Source organism: Halomonas colorata (genome assembly GCF_014897985.1).
Lineage (GTDB): Bacteria > Pseudomonadota > Gammaproteobacteria > Pseudomonadales > Halomonadaceae > Vreelandella > Vreelandella colorata.
In genome coordinates, this window is record NZ_JABUZA010000002.1 from 115,484 (window position 1) to 130,105 (window position 14,622).

Genomic DNA, 14,622 nt, shown 5'->3' on the forward strand with positions numbered 1-14,622 from the left:
CGTATGCCCCTAGACGTGATAGGACTTAATCGCGGAAGTTATCAAACTGAAGCGGCAATTCAGGGCCCTCTTCGCCGCGCAGCAGCGACATAACGCTTTGTAAGTCGTCACGTTTTTTACCCGTCACGCGAACTTTTTCGCCCTGGATCTGCGCCTGTACTTTAAGCTTGCTGGCCTTGATGCGCTTGACCACATCCTTGGCTTCTGCCGCGTCCAACCCCTGCTTTAAAATGACTTCCTGGCGCGCCTTCACCCCGGAAAGCTCGGGGTCTTTGACATCCATGCAGCGCGCATCGATGCCCCGGGCGATTAATCGGCCACGCAGTACATCCAGCATCTGCTTAAGTTGAAAATCAACCTGGGCTTCCAACTGCACTTTTTCACCTTCAAGGGCAAAGCTTGCATCAACACCTTTAAAATCAAAGCGCGATTGAACTTCACGGTTTGCTTGATCGATAGCGTTCAGAGCTTCGTGCTGATCGAATTCAGACACAATATCAAAAGAGGGCATGGCATTTATCCTAACAAGACATGACCCATTATTTTAGAGCAGCTAGCCCCCTACCGGCCAATCCTGTTGTCAATTAGTGCTAAAAATTTTAATGCGTCTGGGGTGAAACCTTACATACTGTACAAATTTCACTCACTTTTATTCGCATTGCGTGTGAGATGCCGTACGCTACTTGGCGCTTTAGTCGACACGCAGGGTGAAGGAGTAACCATGACAGATCGCGATACGCGTCATAAAGCATCAATGGAAAAGCTTAAAAACCACGTGGATGAGAAAATCGCCAGCGCAACCGAGCAGCGTGGTTTGCTGTTGATAAACACCGGAAATGGTAAGGGCAAAACGACCGCGGCCTGGGGCACGGTGACCCGCGCGTTGGGCTATGACTATAAAGTGGGTGTTATTCAGTTTATCAAAGGCTTATGGGAGTGCGGTGAGCGCAATCGCCTGGAAGCGGACCCCAACCTGGAAGTGGTGGTTATGGCCACAGGCTTTACCTGGGAGACACAAAACCGTGAAGCCGACACCCAGGCTTGCCAGGCGGTATGGAAAGAGGCCGAGCGCATGCTGGCCGACCCCGACACCTATCTAGTGGTATTGGATGAAATTACCTACATGCTCAAATTCGGCTACCTGGATATTGCGACCGTCAAGACAGCGCTTGAAAATCGCCCGCATGAACAAACCGTGATCATCACCGGGCGTAACGCACACCGCGAGCTTGTTACCATGGCGGACACGGTGACGGAAATGCAGGAAATTCGCCACGCCTTCAATAATGGCTTGCAGGCACGCCGGGGCATTGATTTTTAAACGCTAATTTTAACCACATAGCATGCAAAAGGGGCGCCTGAGCGCCCCTTTTCGATTGCCGGAACGGGTCCAGCCTTGCATTACGAATAGCTTATTCGCCGGTAAACGGGTTACGCAGCACAATCGTTTCAACGCGGTCCGGGCCGGTCGAGATGATATCGATGCTGGTACCCACCTGCTCTTCCAGGAAACTGATGTAGGAACGCGCATTTGCCGGCAGGTCTTCCACCTTCTTGGCGCCCAGCGTCGACTCTTTCCAGCCTGGCAGATCCTGGTAAAGCGGCTCGACAGCTTCGTAGCCTTCAGAATCAACCGGGTTGTCCAGCACTTCGCCATCTTTACTGCGATAACCTACGCAGACGCGAATATTTTCCAGGCCATCGAGTACGTCAAGCTTGGTCAGGCAGATACCGGAAACCGAGTTGATCTGTACCGCATGACGTAGCGCGACGGCATCAAACCAACCGCAGCGACGCGGACGACCGGTGGTCGCACCAAACTCGTGGCCACGCTCAGCCAGGTGGCGGCCGTGGTCATCGAACAGCTCCGTGGGGAACGGTCCGGAACCTACGCGAGTAGTGTACGCTTTGGTAATACCCAGTACGTAGTCCAGGTAAAGCGGGCCTACACCAGAACCGGTGGCGGTACCGCCAGCCGTGGTGTTGGAGCTGGTCACGTAGGGATAGGTACCGTGGTCGATATCCAGCAGCGAGCCCTGAGCGCCTTCAAACAGGATGTTCTCACCAGCCTTGCGCAGATCATGGACCATGCTGACCGTGTCGCACACCATCGGGCGCAGCTCATCGGCCATCTGCATAGCGCTATCCAGTACTTCCTGGAAGTCTACCGCCGGTTCGCCGTGGTAGTTGACCAGCACGAAGTTATGGTAGTCCAGCACTTCACCCAGCTTGGAAGCGAAACGCTCGCGGTGGAGCATATCGCCCAGGCGCAGGCCGCGGCGCGCTACCTTGTCTTCGTAAGCAGGGCCGATACCACGCCCAGTGGTGCCGATCTTAGCAACGCCGCGGGCTTTTTCACGCGCCTGATCCAGACGCACGTGATATGGCAGAATCAGCGGGCAGGCAGGCGACAGGCGCAGGCGCTCGCGCACCGGTACACCTTTGTCTTCAAGCTCGCGAATCTCTTTGATCAGCGCTTCGGGAGACAGCACCACCCCGTTGCCGATGACGCAGGTTTTGCCCGGGCGCAAAACGCCCGACGGAATGAGGTGAAGCACGGTTTTTTCACCGTCAATCACCAGCGTATGGCCCGCATTGTGGCCACCCTGGAAACGCACTACCGCCGCCGCTGACTCAGTGAGCAGGTCGACGATTTTGCCTTTACCTTCATCACCCCATTGGGTGCCCAGGACTACGACATTCTTACCCATTATGCACTCGTCTCTTGTGTCAGGGCCGTTGTCTGCCAACAGCCATCGATAAACTCAAGACGGCGGTCACAGTCGTGCTCCGCCGGCCCAGTACGCTGCCCAGGCAGCGCTTGAATCACGCGTTCTCCCTGCTCTCGCAGTGCAACAATGGCAGCGTTGAGAGACTCGTTCTCTTCGGCGGGCGCCCAAATTGCGCCTTTGCCTGGCGAAGCCAGGGCCAATGATGCCAGCTGCTTGAGATCCATTGAAAAGCCAGTGGCTGGGCGTGCACGACCAAAGGCACGCCCCGTATCATCATAGCGGCCGCCTTTGGCCAGCGCATGGCCGTAGCCCGGCACATAGGCAGCGAACATCATACCCGTGTGGTATTGATAGCCGCGCAGCTCCGCAAGGTCAAAATAAAGCGAGACATCAAAGCGGGCTAATATGCCCTGATAAAGAGCATCCAATTGATCAAGCGCAGCGGTCACCGATACGGGCGCACCGGCAAAGCGTTCGCGCGCTTGACCCAGTATTCCAGCATCACCATGAAGCTCGCCCAGCGCCATGAACATATCCGCCAAGGCAGGGTCGCTCACGCTCGCCGCTACTTGCTGTGCCAACTGGCCAGGTGACTTTAATGCCAGCGCTTCAAACAGCGCGCTCTCTTGCTGGTCATTCAGCGCAGCGGCTTCCACCAGACTACGATAAATACCAATATGGCCAAGGGCCAGATGTATTTCGCCAGCGCCCGCTGCTTTTAGACTGGCCAGCGCCAAGTGAATGATTTCACTATCGGCCTCTAATCCCGCATGACCAAACAGCTCAACGCCCACCTGAACCGGACTACGACCGCCCTGATGCTGATCGGCTTTAGCGCGCAGTACGTTGGTGCAGTAGCACAAGCGTACCGGCCCTTGACGCTTGAGCGAATGGGCATCCATACGTGCTACCTGCGGCGTTACATCTGCCGAGGCGCCCATCATGCGGCCCGTTAACTGGTCAGTAAGCTTAAAGGTTTGCAGATCAAGGTCGGTACCCGTACCGGTAAGTAAGGAGTCTAGAAACTCCACCGGCGGCGGCATTACTTGGTCATAGCCCCAGCAATGATATAGATCAAGCAGCGCACGGCGCAGCTCTTCCATGCGGCTTGCCTGAGGCGGAAGCACCTCATCCATGCCGTCGGGCAACAGCCAGCGGTCAGCGATGGTCATGTGAACAATCCTGCAAGACAATGAAAGCCCCGGGCTCGATAAATACGCATTTAACGCATTAACGGTAAATGAGGGCCACAAAAAAACCGGGCGACGCCCGGTTCAATTAAGTCTACCACGTTTATCGCAGGGATGAACCCCGCCAAGCATCATGCTGCCTGGCAAACTTCATCCCCACACAGGCTTACTCTGCCTCACCCGCTTCTGCGCCAGGGTTGGCGCTGCGCAAGTAGCGGAAAAAGTCGCTGCTCGGCTCAAGCACCATGAGATTATCATCGCCTGCGAAGCTTTCACGGTAGGCATTCAGGCTACGCCAGAAAGCGAAAAACTCCTGATCCTGGCCATACGCGTCAGAGAATATGCCGGCCGCTTCAGCATCACCCTCACCGCGCAAGGTTTCCGCACGCTCATTGGCCTGGGCGATAAGTACCTGACGACGACGGTCGGCGTTAGCACGAATACGCTCGGCTTCTTCCTGACCCTGGGCACGCCATTCGCGGGCTTCACGCTCACGCTCTGAGCGCATACGCTCAAATACGGCGGCCGAGACATCTTCCGGCAGATCGATACGTTTGATTCGGATATCGCGTATCGCCACACCCAGCTCTTCACGCATCAAGTTATCAAGCTCTTCCGTGGGACCGATCATAAGGTCGTCGCGGCGCTCAGCGATAATTTCCTGCAGGTTTAGCCGGCCAAACTCGTTACGCAGACTTTCATCAACACGCGGCTGAATGAGGCGAATCGCCATCATTTCATCGCCTGCCGTTGCCTCATAATAGCGAGTCGGGTTGATAACCTGCCACTTGACGTAGGAATCAACAATTACCGCTTTCTGCTCAAGCGTCAGGTAGCGGCTTGTGTCGGTATCCAGCGTAAGCAAACGGGTATCAAATTTACGCACCGTTTGGGCAACAGGGATTTTAACGTGCAAACCCGCCTGAATGTTTTCTTCGATGACTTCACCAAAGCGCAGCTTGACGGCGCGCTGAGTTTCATCAACAACATACAGACTATTGCTTGCCAACCACGCCACAACTGCCAAACCGCCTACGATCAGCAGGGATCGATTATTAATCATTTACCGGCCCTCCCTGCGGATGGAGCTACTACCTGAAGACGAAGAACTGCTGCTACCTTGGCTGCCACGCAGGCTTTCAATTACGCGCGGATCCAGCTCTTCGCCACCCGTGTTACTGCTGTTATTGCTACCGCTAGATGATGAACCACTGCGTTCGCTACTACCGCGCATCTGATCAAGCGGTAGATACATAAGCGGGGCGTTTTCGCTGACATCCATTAGAACTTTAGGCGTCTGGCCAAACACTGCCTCGATAGTGTCCAGGTACATGCGCTCACGCATGACTTCAGGCGCGTTGCGGTACTCGGTCAGCAGTGCATTAAAGCGGTTGGCCTGACCTTGGGCCTCGGCAACCACCGACTCGCGATACCCCTGACCCTGCTCAACAACACGCTGGGCTTGGCCTTGTGCGGCCGGAATGATTGCGTTGGCGTAGGCCATACCTTCATTGATGGTACGCTGACGGTCTTCACGTGCCCGAATAACGTCGTCAAAGGCATCAATAACGGGCGCTGGCGCAGACGTAGACTCAATGTTGATCGTCTGCAAACGAACACCGGCGCCATAAGCGTCCAGGTAAGACTGCAGACGACTCGCCACCGAGCTGCCCAGAATTTCACGCCCAGAAGTCAGGATATCAATCATATCCGTACCGCCTACGACGTGGCGCAGCGCGGAATCGAGTGCGTTTTCGATAGACAGCGCAGGATCACGCACGTTGAGTACGAAGTCGCGTGGATCCTGTACCTGATACTGCGCAGAAATTTCCACTTCCACGATGTTTTCATCGCGCGTCAGCATCGACTGCGTTTGTGACACGGAACGCACTCGCGTGACGTTAACCATGCGTACATCGTCAATCAGCGGCGGATTCCACTGCAGGCCAGGCTGAACAACGCCCTGATACTCGCCAAAACGTAGCACTACGCCACGCTCGGACTGATCGACAAGATAGAAGCCGGATGCCGCCCATATCGCTAGTGCCACGACAACCAAAAGGCCTGGCAATGCGAGTGAGTTGCGTGGTTTACCCCCACCGCCATCTCGCTTATTACCGCCGCCCTTTTTTTTGCCGCCACCGCCGAGCATGCCGTTCAGCTTGTCTTGAAACTTTTTAAGTGCTTCATCAAGGTCGGGTGGCCCTTGATTGTTGCCCCCATTATTCCCCCCACGATTGCCCCCATCGTTGCCGCCACGGTTACCACCATCCTTATCACCGCGTCGGCCACCACCACTCCATGGGTCGTGCTGGTTGCCACCACCAGGCTCATTCCAGGCCATACTTCGTCTCCACTAAGGTGCTCACCTGCACACCGCATGCCAGCGGGCAAACCGATGCGCTTTATTGAAATTATTGCTATATCAAGCTGTTATTACAATTTTTACATAATCGGTAGCTAACCACTTACCACTCATCAGCTTCGCGCAGCGCTTCGGGCAAATACGTATTGGCACGCTCACCGAGCTGGGCCATTAACTGATTGAAGTCGCGGCGTGGCAGTCGAACATCCAGCACCGAACGCCCCTGCTCATCAAACGCTTCTTCACGCACGGCATTCAATTCGTGAAGCCCTGCCCGCAGTTTGCCCTGTTCCGGCGTCAGCGTCAGTGAAAAACCGATAACGTCATTCGCCAGACGCTCGCTAAGCGCCTCATGAAGTAATTCAAGCCCCTGCCCTTGCTGGGCTGATAGCCAAACTACTTCAGGCACGCCATGGCCGTCACGCTCAATACGCGGTGCGCTATCAAGCTTATCGATCTTATTCATTACCTGAAGAACCGGCACGTTATCGGCGCCGATCTCTTTCAACACCCGCTCTACCTGCTCAACGTTTAGCTCGCGATCAGGATCGGCAGCATCAATAACATGTACCAGCAGCGTGGCCTCAGCCGCCTCCTGAAGCGTTGCCTGGAACGCCTCGACAAGCTTGTGGGGCAAATGCCGGATAAACCCAACCGTATCTGCCATTACCACGGGGCCCACGTCTTCGATCTCAAGGCGTCTTAACGTTGGGTCTAGCGTTGCAAACAGCTGGTCGGCGGCGTACACCTCGGCATTGGTTAACGCATTAAACAGCGTTGATTTACCTGCGTTGGTATAGCCTACCAGCGATACGCTATGAATTTCAGCGCGCGCACGGGCGCGGCGATTTTGCTCGCGCTGGCTACGCACCTTATCCAGGCGCTTATTGATCGACTTGATGCGCCCTCTTAACAGGCGTCGGTCAGTTTCCAGCTGGGTTTCACCGGGGCCGCGCAGGCCAATACCGCCTTTCTGGCGCTCAAGGTGCGTCCACCCGCGCACAAGGCGCGTGGACATATATTCTAACTGAGCAAGCTCGACCTGCAGCTTACCTTCATGAGTTCGTGCCCGCTGCGCAAAAATATCGAGAATCAAACCGGTACGGTCGAGAACACGACACTTGAGTTCTTTCTCAAGGTTGCGCTGCTGGGAAGGACTTAAACTATGATTGAAGATCACGAGTTCCGCCTGGTGAGCCGCGAGCAACGCTCGCAGCTCTTCCAGCTTGCCCGAGCCAATAAAGGTTCGAGAATCAGGACGCTGACGACTGGCGGTGAGCAGCGTCGCGGGCTCTGCACCTGCAGAGCGCACGAGCTCCAAGAACTCACCCGGATCTTCACGTGCTTGCTCATCATGGAAGTCTACATGAACAAGAACTGCCGTCTCACCGGCTTCAGGGCGTTCAAAAAACAATCAATACCTCGTGGACTCTATGGCTCATCCAGCGGTGTTAAATATCCGCATCGGGTGCGGCTGGATCCTGTGCCGGCAAACGCACATTGCGCGAGGGCACCACCGTGGAAATAGCATGCTTATAAACCATCTGACTAACCGTATTACGCAGCAGGATGACAAACTGGTCAAACGATTCGATTTGGCCTTGCAGCTTAATGCCGTTCACCAAAAAGATAGAGACCGGAATGCGCTCTTTGCGCAGAATATTCAAGTACGGGTCTTGAAGGGACTGCCCTTTGGACATGTTGCTCTCCCTAAAACTGTCGTTGGGGTTGGTTATTAATGGCGCGCCCTACTGGTGCTACGCCGCAATCTTTTTTTGCCCGAAAGGCCTGTGTTGTCAAAGCGCCATCCAGCCACTTGAAAACACATACTTACGAAATCACTATCTTACGCTAAGCACCGCTTTCACGCACGAATTTCAGCGTCTTATCCACTACGCCCGCCTGCTGTGAATCAATCCAGGCAAGATTCGACCAGCTTCTTAACCACGTTAGCTGACGCTTAGCCAACTGGCGAGTAGCAATCACGCCACGCTCTTTCAACGTCGCATAATCGTACTCCCCATCCAGATATTCCCACACCTGACGATAGCCGACACTTTTCATAGCCGGAAGATCGATATGCAGATCATTACGCTTTTTGAGGGCGGCAACCTCATCTATCAAGCCTTCTGACAGCATAGCGGTAAAACGTTTTTCAATACGCGCATGTAAAACGCTTCTGTCGCTGGGCGACAGAGCTATCGACAACACCCGCCAGGGAAAGGTTTCTGGCTGCTGCTCTTTCCATAACTCGCTCATCGGCCGGCCACTGGCATAATAGACTTCCAGTGCACGCATCAGGCGCTGCGGGTCGTTGGGATGAATCCGCTGTGCGGATACCGGGTCCACATTCATCAACGTTTGATGCAACGCCTCCAAGCCCTCAGCCTGCCGCTGCGCGGCTAACCGTTCACGAATCACCGGATCAGCCGCGGGCATATTCGCCACGCCTTCTACCAAGTGTTTGTAATACAGCATGGTGCCGCCAACCAGTAGCGGAACCTTTCCCGCTGCGCTAATTTGTCGCATCTCGTTAAGCGCGTCTTGTCGAAAATCAGCCGCCGAATAAGGCTCCGTGGGGTCACGAAGGTCAATCAACCGATGCGGCGCGCGGGCAAGTTCCGTAGCACTGGGCTTTGCGCTGCCAATATCCATGCCGCGGTAAACCATCGCCGAATCGACGCTAATCAGCTCATGCCCAAGCCGTTCGTGAAGCGCTATTGCGGTATCGGTTTTTCCGGCCGCCGTGGGCCCCATTAAAAAAATCGCCCAGGGGCGTGTATCAGCCATTTGGTGGCAAACTCCGCCAAAAAGAAATAACAGGAAGGGGCCAGTCTACCGATGACTGGCCGTGTGACTACTGACCGCGCAAAAATAATCGATCAAGCGCTTTTAAACCCATTTGCGTCCAGGTAGGCCGGCCATGATTGCACTGATCGCTACGCTCGGTGCGCTCCATGTCGCGCAGCAGTGCATTCATTTCCTCAATGGTTAACCGCCGGTTGGCACGCACGCTGCCATGGCAGGCCATGGTAGAAAGCAATTCATGAATACGCGCCTCGACCTGGCGAGTGCGCCCGAAGCGGGCTAGCTCTTCAAGCATTTCACGCACCAGCGCCTCAGGGTCTGCCTGGGCCAATAGTGCCGGCAACTGGCGCACTAAAAGCGTTTCTGGTCCGGCAATATCCAGCTCAATTCCTAACCGAGAAATGGCCTCCTGCTCGCTTTCAGCCGTGGCTACCTCCGCACGGCTGGCAGCCAGAGAAACAGGCACCAGCAGCGGCTGGGTATCAATCCCCTCGGCCGCTGCAAGCTGGTTTTTCATGCGCTCATACACAATCCGCTCATGCGCGGCATGCATGTCCACCAGCACTAGCCCTTGGGCATTTTGCGCCAAAATATAGATACCATGCAGCTGCCCCAACGCAAAGCCTAACGGCGGTGCGCTGGTAGGGTCGCTTTCAGGCATCGCAATGGGGGCTTCCCGAACCTCGCGGACAGGCTGAGCCTCAGCGGCCCAGGCACCCGGCGTTTGCGGGGTTAGCAGTGTTTCTTCATGCCCGGGATGCAGCGCCTGATAGCCCTGCATAAAGCGGCGCACTTTTTCAGCCCCGGGGTGTCGATCTGGCGTTTGCGAAAGCGCCATTCCCTGCTGCTGCCACGCAGGCGTGGCTTGGGCTTGATCAGGCTCGGTGCCAGGCTCGGCTACCTCACCGCTGTCTTGTTCCGCTGACGAACCCGCTGCGTCAATGGATTCATCTTCACCCTCTTGCGTCGGCCTGGATGTCGCCAAACAGTGGTGCAGGCTGGAGTAGAGAAAATCATGCACCATACGCCCATCGCGAAAGCGTACTTCATGCTTGGTAGGGTGAACGTTGACGTCCACTACATCGGGATCCAGGGTCAAATACAGCACAAACACCGGATGACGGCCGTTATACAGCACGTCGCGGTAAGCCTGACGCACCGCATGGGCCACCAGGCGATCACGCACGACACGCCCATTAACGAAAAAGTACTGCTGGTCTGCCTGGGAGCGCGAATGCGTAGGCAAGCCCACCCAACCGCTCAGGCGCAGGCCGCCTGCCTCACGCTCGATATAGCGCGCGTGCTCGATAAAGTTTTTACCCAGCAGCGAGGCGATGCGACGTTCCTGTGCTGCCGCTGAGTGGCCAGGAGGCAACTGGTGCACGACTTTCTGGTTATGTCGCAATACCCAGGCAATGTCGTAACGCGAAAGCGCCTGACGCCGAAATGCCTCTTCCACATGAGCAAATTCGGTTTTTTCGGTACGCAGAAACTTGCGCCGCGCGGGGGTATTAAAGAACAGGTCGCGTACTGCAACACTTGTCCCACGCGGATGCGGCGCCGGCGTTACCCGCGCCTCCATACCGCGTCCTTCCGCCACCACTCGCCAGCCGCTGCGCGGATCGTCTTCGGCGTTAGAGATAAGCTCAAGCCGTGACACAGAGCTTATTGAGGCCAGCGCCTCCCCGCGAAAGCCCAGTGAGCTGACGCCCTCCAGGTCTTCCAAGCTACCGATTTTGCTGGTGGCATGCCGCGCCAGCGCCAGCGGAAGGTCGTCTTCACCAATGCCGATACCGTCATCGCGCACTTTTATGAGCCGTACCCCGCCCTGCTCGATTTCCACCTCGATGCGCTGACCACCCGCATCGATGGCATTCTCAATCAGCTCTTTGGTTACCGACGACGGGCGTTCAACCACTTCCCCCGCAGCAATCTGGTTAGCCAGGCGAGGGTCTAGGACTTGAATACGCGGCGATAGAGAGATCGACTCAGACACCAGATACCTCAAGAGTTGGGAATACGTAAGACTTGGCCCACACGGATAACATCACCACTTAAATCGTTGGCCTGGCGAAGCTGATTCACCGGCACGCCATGGCGTACGGCAATCGAGGAGAGCGTATCGCCGGACTGAATCCGATATTCATTGCCCGTGGGCCGGCGCTGGTTGTCGCGCTGCCATGCCAATAGACTCGTCGGCGGTGGGTTACGCTCAAAGTGCGCGCGTAGACCACTAAAAATAGCCGTTGCAAGCCCCTGCTGGTGAACAGGATCACGCAGTCGACGCTCTTCGGCGGGGTTGGAAATAAATCCGACCTCAATCAAAAGCGAAGGAATATCAGGTGACTTCAGAACCATAAAGCCTGCCTGCTCGACACGTGATTTGTGCAAGCGGTTAATCCGCCCCAGCTGTTCGAGCACCTGCCCACCGATAGAGAGCGAATCGTTTAACGTAGCCGTCATGGTCAGATCGAGCAAAACGCCTCGCAGCACCTGGTCTTTATCACGCAATGAAAGGCTGCCATCCACCCCGCCAATCAAATCCGCGCGGTTTTCACTATCGGCCAGCCACTGCGCGGTTTCCGAGGTAGCACCACGCTGTGAAAGCGCATAAACCGAGCTGCCTTCAGGACGCGGGCTGTTAAAGGCATCCGCATGCACAGAAACAAAAAAGTCCGCTTTTTGCTCACGCGCCAGCTGGGTGCGCTGGCGTAGCCCTATATAGTAATCGCTGTCCCGCGTCAGCACCGCCTTGAAGCCCGGCGTGTTGTTGATATCCGAAGCTAGGCGTCGTGCGATATTCAACACCACGTCTTTTTCACGCGTACCTGCGGGGCCAATAGCGCCCGGGTCTTCACCACCGTGCCCCGCATCAACCGCAATAATAATATCGCGCTGGGGATGGGGCTGCGCCGGCTGAACCTCAACAGGTGCAGCCGGTGCCTCGGGCACCACCTGGCTGCCCGGCACTTGCGCTTGCGCCTGGGCATTGCTCTGCTGGGCAAGCATTTCCTGGTCGCGAATCATCGCCTCGATCGGGTCGATGGGGTTTTCAACCGCGCTTTCACCTGGGTACTCAAGATCAACCACCAGGCGGTGGCCGTATTGATCATTGGGGGGCAGCACGAAATGACGCGGTTCAACCTCGCGATTGAGCTCAAGCACTACGCGCAAACCGCCCCCGTCGCGCGTGCCGGTGCGCACAGCGTCAATAGCGCTGCCCTCTAATGGAAGCGTAGAGGCATCGGTATTCAGAACACTCTCGTCCAGATCAATCACCAAGCGCTCGGGATTATCAAGTGCGAAAACGTTAGCACTCGTTAGCCCGGAAAGATCAAATACAAGTCGTGCATGGTCAGGGGCGGCCCATAAACGCATACTTTCAACGTTGGCGGCCTGCACCGAAGAGATCCCTGCCATCAGCGCAATCAGCCCTGGCGTTATAAAGCGCATAAAGCCGGTTTTTTTACTGCTTATGACCATGAAGGGGTACCGTCTTCTGACTGCTTGAACAACATAGTGGACTGCAGCCTGTTAAGGACGCGTTCGCCATGTTCATTGTAGGGAGTTAACGTAACCTGACGCCCCAGATCAGCTACCGCAAGCGACAAGCGAATATCAGGCGCGGGCAGCCAGCCTTCACCTCGGCTTGGCCATTCAATGATGCAGATGGCCTCGTCTGAAAGCACATCGCGACCGCCTATAAACTCAAGCTCTTCAGGGTCTGCCACACGATAGAGGTCCAGATGATAAATACGCTGTGCATCCAACTCATAAGGTTCGACCAGCGTATAGGTCGGGCTTTTTACCGCACCAAGATGGCCGTAGGCACGTAATATGCCACGCGTTAACGTCGTTTTACCGGCACCTAAGTCACCTTCCAGATAAATACGCCCACGCCCCTGCAAGGCGCGTCCCAGCGCCTCACCAAAGGCGACTTGTGCCTCTTCGTTATCCAATTGCACCTGCATGCGGGCTGCCTTTACGGGTTGATCAATTCTCGCGCATAGAATGCCAGATCGCTTGCCAGCAAGCCACGTTCTCCTGACACCTTAGCGGCACGATCTGCAGCAAGGGCATGCACCAGCGTGCCAAGCCAGGCGCACTGTTCGACATCCCCACGTTGCGCCACCAACGCGCCCAGCATGCCGCTAAGCACATCGCCCATACCACCACTGGCCATGCCTGGGTTTCCGTATGGACATACTGCCAGCCCATAAGGACTGGCAATCAAGCTACCCGAGCCTTTTAAAATCACCACCCCACCGCGGGCTTTCTGCAATGCGCGCACTGCGGCAGGCCGATCCGCCTGAACATCCGCCGTGGAACAGCCCAGCAGGCGTGCGGCCTCACCGGGGTGCGGCGTCAATATCCAGTTGTCGCGGCGCTCCTCCGGCCAGTGGCTTGAGAGTAAGTTCAGCCCATCGGCATCAATCACTAGTGGCGCCTCAGAGGCCAACGCATACTGAAGCACCGCTTGCCCCCAGGCAGCCTGGCCTGTACCTGGCCCCACCACCATCACGTCAGCTTTCTGAGGCAGTTCATCCAAGTCGGCACCACCGCGCACGCCATGTGCCATGACTTCGGGACAGTTGATTAAACTGGCCGTGATGTGCTCCGGCGCCGTTGCCAGGCTCACTTTGCCAGCCCCCAGCCGCGCCGCCGCCCGAGAGGCTAATAACGCCGCGCCACCAAAACCGGGGGCACCGCCTAACACCAGCACATGGCCCATATCGCCTTTATGGCTGGTACGCGAGCGCGGCACAAAGGTCTCATTGAGCCACGTTTCATCCAACCGCCACGCAAAGGGCGGAATATCAACAAATGCCTGCGCCTTAACGCCTAAAGGGCGAAAATCGATTTCCCCCGTGTGGGCGGGAGCTTCTCCAGTATGCAGGCCCATCTTGTCGCCGATAAACGTTACCGTGCAGCTGGCCTGGACAGCTTCGCCCAGCACTGCCCCGGTATCGGCCGCAAGCCCAGAAGGAATATCAATCGCCATTACGGGACGCTTGGCCGCATTAATCGCTTTAATCGCCTGCCTGGCTGGTCCCGTGATTTCTCCGTTTACACCGATACCTAACAGGGCATCGATAATCACCTCGCCGGTAAAAACACACTCTGCCTGCCACTCTTCACAGCCGACGCCAGCTGAGGTGGCAAGTTCCGCTGCCCGAGCAGCATCGCCCGCCAATGCATCCAGCGGCTTAAGCGTAATACGCTGGACTTTAAGGCCAGACTGAATGGCCAACGCCGCCAGCACGTGACCATCCCCGCCATTATTACCGCCGCCACACAGCACCGTTAAACTACGCACCTGGGGCCAGCGCGCCCGAAAACTATGCCAGGCACTCGATGCAGCTCGCTGCATGAGGGCGAAGCCTTCGATGCCCCCGGCAATGGTGCGACGGTCCAGTTCACGGACTTGCTCTGCGGTAAATAATGGGCGTAGTGTGGAAGCACTCAAGGTAAGCACAATCTCTCCTTTCGCATGTTGTGATGGCGGTCAATGCGTTAGCATAGCGCG

Annotated in this window: 13 protein-coding genes; 1 reads left to right on the forward strand and 12 read right to left on the reverse strand. The window is 56.3% G+C overall.

The features are described from left to right. Positions 1 to 25: 25 nt before the first annotated feature. Positions 26 to 511, reverse strand: a complete 486-nt coding sequence (locus tag INT33_RS01725) for a YajQ family cyclic di-GMP-binding protein (protein WP_192537119.1) — start codon at positions 509 to 511, stop codon at positions 26 to 28. A 210-nt stretch (positions 512 to 721) separates the two neighbouring features. Between INT33_RS01725 and cobO the strand changes: the two genes are divergently transcribed. Beyond that, positions 722 to 1,321: a cob(I)yrinic acid a,c-diamide adenosyltransferase gene (cobO, locus tag INT33_RS01730; RefSeq protein WP_192537117.1), complete on the forward strand. Its 600-nt coding sequence runs from the start codon at positions 722 to 724 to the stop codon at positions 1,319 to 1,321. 91 nt (positions 1,322 to 1,412) lie between these two features. On the opposite strand, the gene INT33_RS01735 is transcribed toward cobO, so the two are convergent. The 11 genes from INT33_RS01735 to INT33_RS01785 all read right to left on the reverse strand — a co-directional run bounded on the left by INT33_RS01735 (position 1,413) and on the right by INT33_RS01785 (position 14,571). After that, entirely contained in the window at positions 1,413 to 2,711 is a 1,299-nt protein-coding gene (locus INT33_RS01735; protein ID WP_192537116.1) for an adenylosuccinate synthase, read from the reverse strand. Beyond that, entirely contained in the window at positions 2,711 to 3,904 is a 1,194-nt protein-coding gene (locus INT33_RS01740; RefSeq protein ID WP_192537115.1) for an ATP phosphoribosyltransferase regulatory subunit, read from the reverse strand. The genes INT33_RS01735 and INT33_RS01740 overlap by 1 nt, the downstream gene beginning before the upstream one ends. 184 nt (positions 3,905 to 4,088) lie before the next feature. Further along, positions 4,089 to 4,985, reverse strand: a complete 897-nt coding sequence (gene hflC / locus INT33_RS01745; protein ID WP_192537114.1) for a protease modulator HflC — start codon at positions 4,983 to 4,985, stop codon at positions 4,089 to 4,091. Continuing rightward, positions 4,986 to 6,266, reverse strand: coding sequence for an FtsH protease activity modulator HflK (gene hflK, locus INT33_RS01750; protein WP_192537113.1), 1,281 nt, complete (start codon positions 6,264 to 6,266; stop codon positions 4,986 to 4,988). Positions 6,267 to 6,390: 124 nt separating this feature from the next. Beyond that, complete coding sequence (gene hflX, locus INT33_RS01755; protein ID WP_192537112.1) at positions 6,391 to 7,701, reverse strand: ribosome rescue GTPase HflX; 1,311 nt, start codon at positions 7,699 to 7,701, stop codon at positions 6,391 to 6,393. 37 nt (positions 7,702 to 7,738) lie between these two features. Further along, positions 7,739 to 7,987 carry an RNA chaperone Hfq gene (gene hfq, locus INT33_RS01760; protein ID WP_009099947.1) on the reverse strand — a complete coding sequence of 83 codons (249 nt, stop codon included), beginning with the start codon at positions 7,985 to 7,987 and terminating at the stop codon, positions 7,739 to 7,741. A gap of 151 nt (positions 7,988 to 8,138) precedes the next feature. Then, a complete protein-coding gene (gene miaA, locus INT33_RS01765; protein ID WP_192537108.1) occupies positions 8,139 to 9,077 on the reverse strand; it encodes a tRNA (adenosine(37)-N6)-dimethylallyltransferase MiaA in 939 nt (312 codons plus the stop codon). 67 nt (positions 9,078 to 9,144) lie between these two features. Then, positions 9,145 to 11,091, reverse strand: a complete 1,947-nt coding sequence (gene mutL, locus INT33_RS01770; protein ID WP_192537106.1) for a DNA mismatch repair endonuclease MutL — start codon at positions 11,089 to 11,091, stop codon at positions 9,145 to 9,147. A gap of 8 nt (positions 11,092 to 11,099) precedes the next feature. Beyond that, the gene (locus tag INT33_RS01775) at positions 11,100 to 12,548 is read right to left on the reverse strand and encodes an N-acetylmuramoyl-L-alanine amidase (protein ID WP_225736064.1); all 1,449 of its coding nucleotides are present in this window, start codon (positions 12,546 to 12,548) and stop codon (positions 11,100 to 11,102) included. Between the two features lie 20 nt (positions 12,549 to 12,568). Then, the gene (gene tsaE, locus INT33_RS01780) at positions 12,569 to 13,066 is read right to left on the reverse strand and encodes a tRNA (adenosine(37)-N6)-threonylcarbamoyltransferase complex ATPase subunit type 1 TsaE (protein WP_192537103.1); all 498 of its coding nucleotides are present in this window, start codon (positions 13,064 to 13,066) and stop codon (positions 12,569 to 12,571) included. Between the two features lie 11 nt (positions 13,067 to 13,077). Next, positions 13,078 to 14,571, reverse strand: coding sequence for an NAD(P)H-hydrate dehydratase (locus INT33_RS01785; RefSeq protein WP_193090955.1), 1,494 nt, complete (start codon positions 14,569 to 14,571; stop codon positions 13,078 to 13,080). Between the last annotated feature and the right edge of the window lie 51 nt (positions 14,572 to 14,622).

What these genes read in the sequence shown, in the direction of transcription:
- INT33_RS01725 (WP_192537119.1), bottom strand. Translation starts at nt 511, where the DNA reads ATGCCCTCTTTTGATATTGTGTCTGAATTCGATCAGCACGAAGCTCTG.
- cobO (WP_192537117.1), top strand. Translation starts at nt 722, where the DNA reads ATGACAGATCGCGATACGCGTCATAAAGCATCAATGGAAAAGCTTAAA.
- INT33_RS01735 (WP_192537116.1), bottom strand. Translation starts at nt 2,711, where the DNA reads ATGGGTAAGAATGTCGTAGTCCTGGGCACCCAATGGGGTGATGAAGGT.
- INT33_RS01740 (WP_192537115.1), bottom strand. Translation starts at nt 3,904, where the DNA reads ATGACCATCGCTGACCGCTGGCTGTTGCCCGACGGCATGGATGAGGTG.
- hflC (WP_192537114.1), bottom strand. Translation starts at nt 4,985, where the DNA reads ATGATTAATAATCGATCCCTGCTGATCGTAGGCGGTTTGGCAGTTGTG.
- hflK (WP_192537113.1), bottom strand. Translation starts at nt 6,266, where the DNA reads ATGGCCTGGAATGAGCCTGGTGGTGGCAACCAGCACGACCCATGGAGT.
- hfq (WP_009099947.1), bottom strand. Translation starts at nt 7,987, where the DNA reads ATGTCCAAAGGGCAGTCCCTTCAAGACCCGTACTTGAATATTCTGCGC.
- miaA (WP_192537108.1), bottom strand. Translation starts at nt 9,077, where the DNA reads ATGGCTGATACACGCCCCTGGGCGATTTTTTTAATGGGGCCCACGGCG.
- INT33_RS01775 (WP_225736064.1), bottom strand. Translation starts at nt 12,548, where the DNA reads ATGCGCTTTATAACGCCAGGGCTGATTGCGCTGATGGCAGGGATCTCT.
- tsaE (WP_192537103.1), bottom strand. Translation starts at nt 13,066, where the DNA reads ATGCAGGTGCAATTGGATAACGAAGAGGCACAAGTCGCCTTTGGTGAG.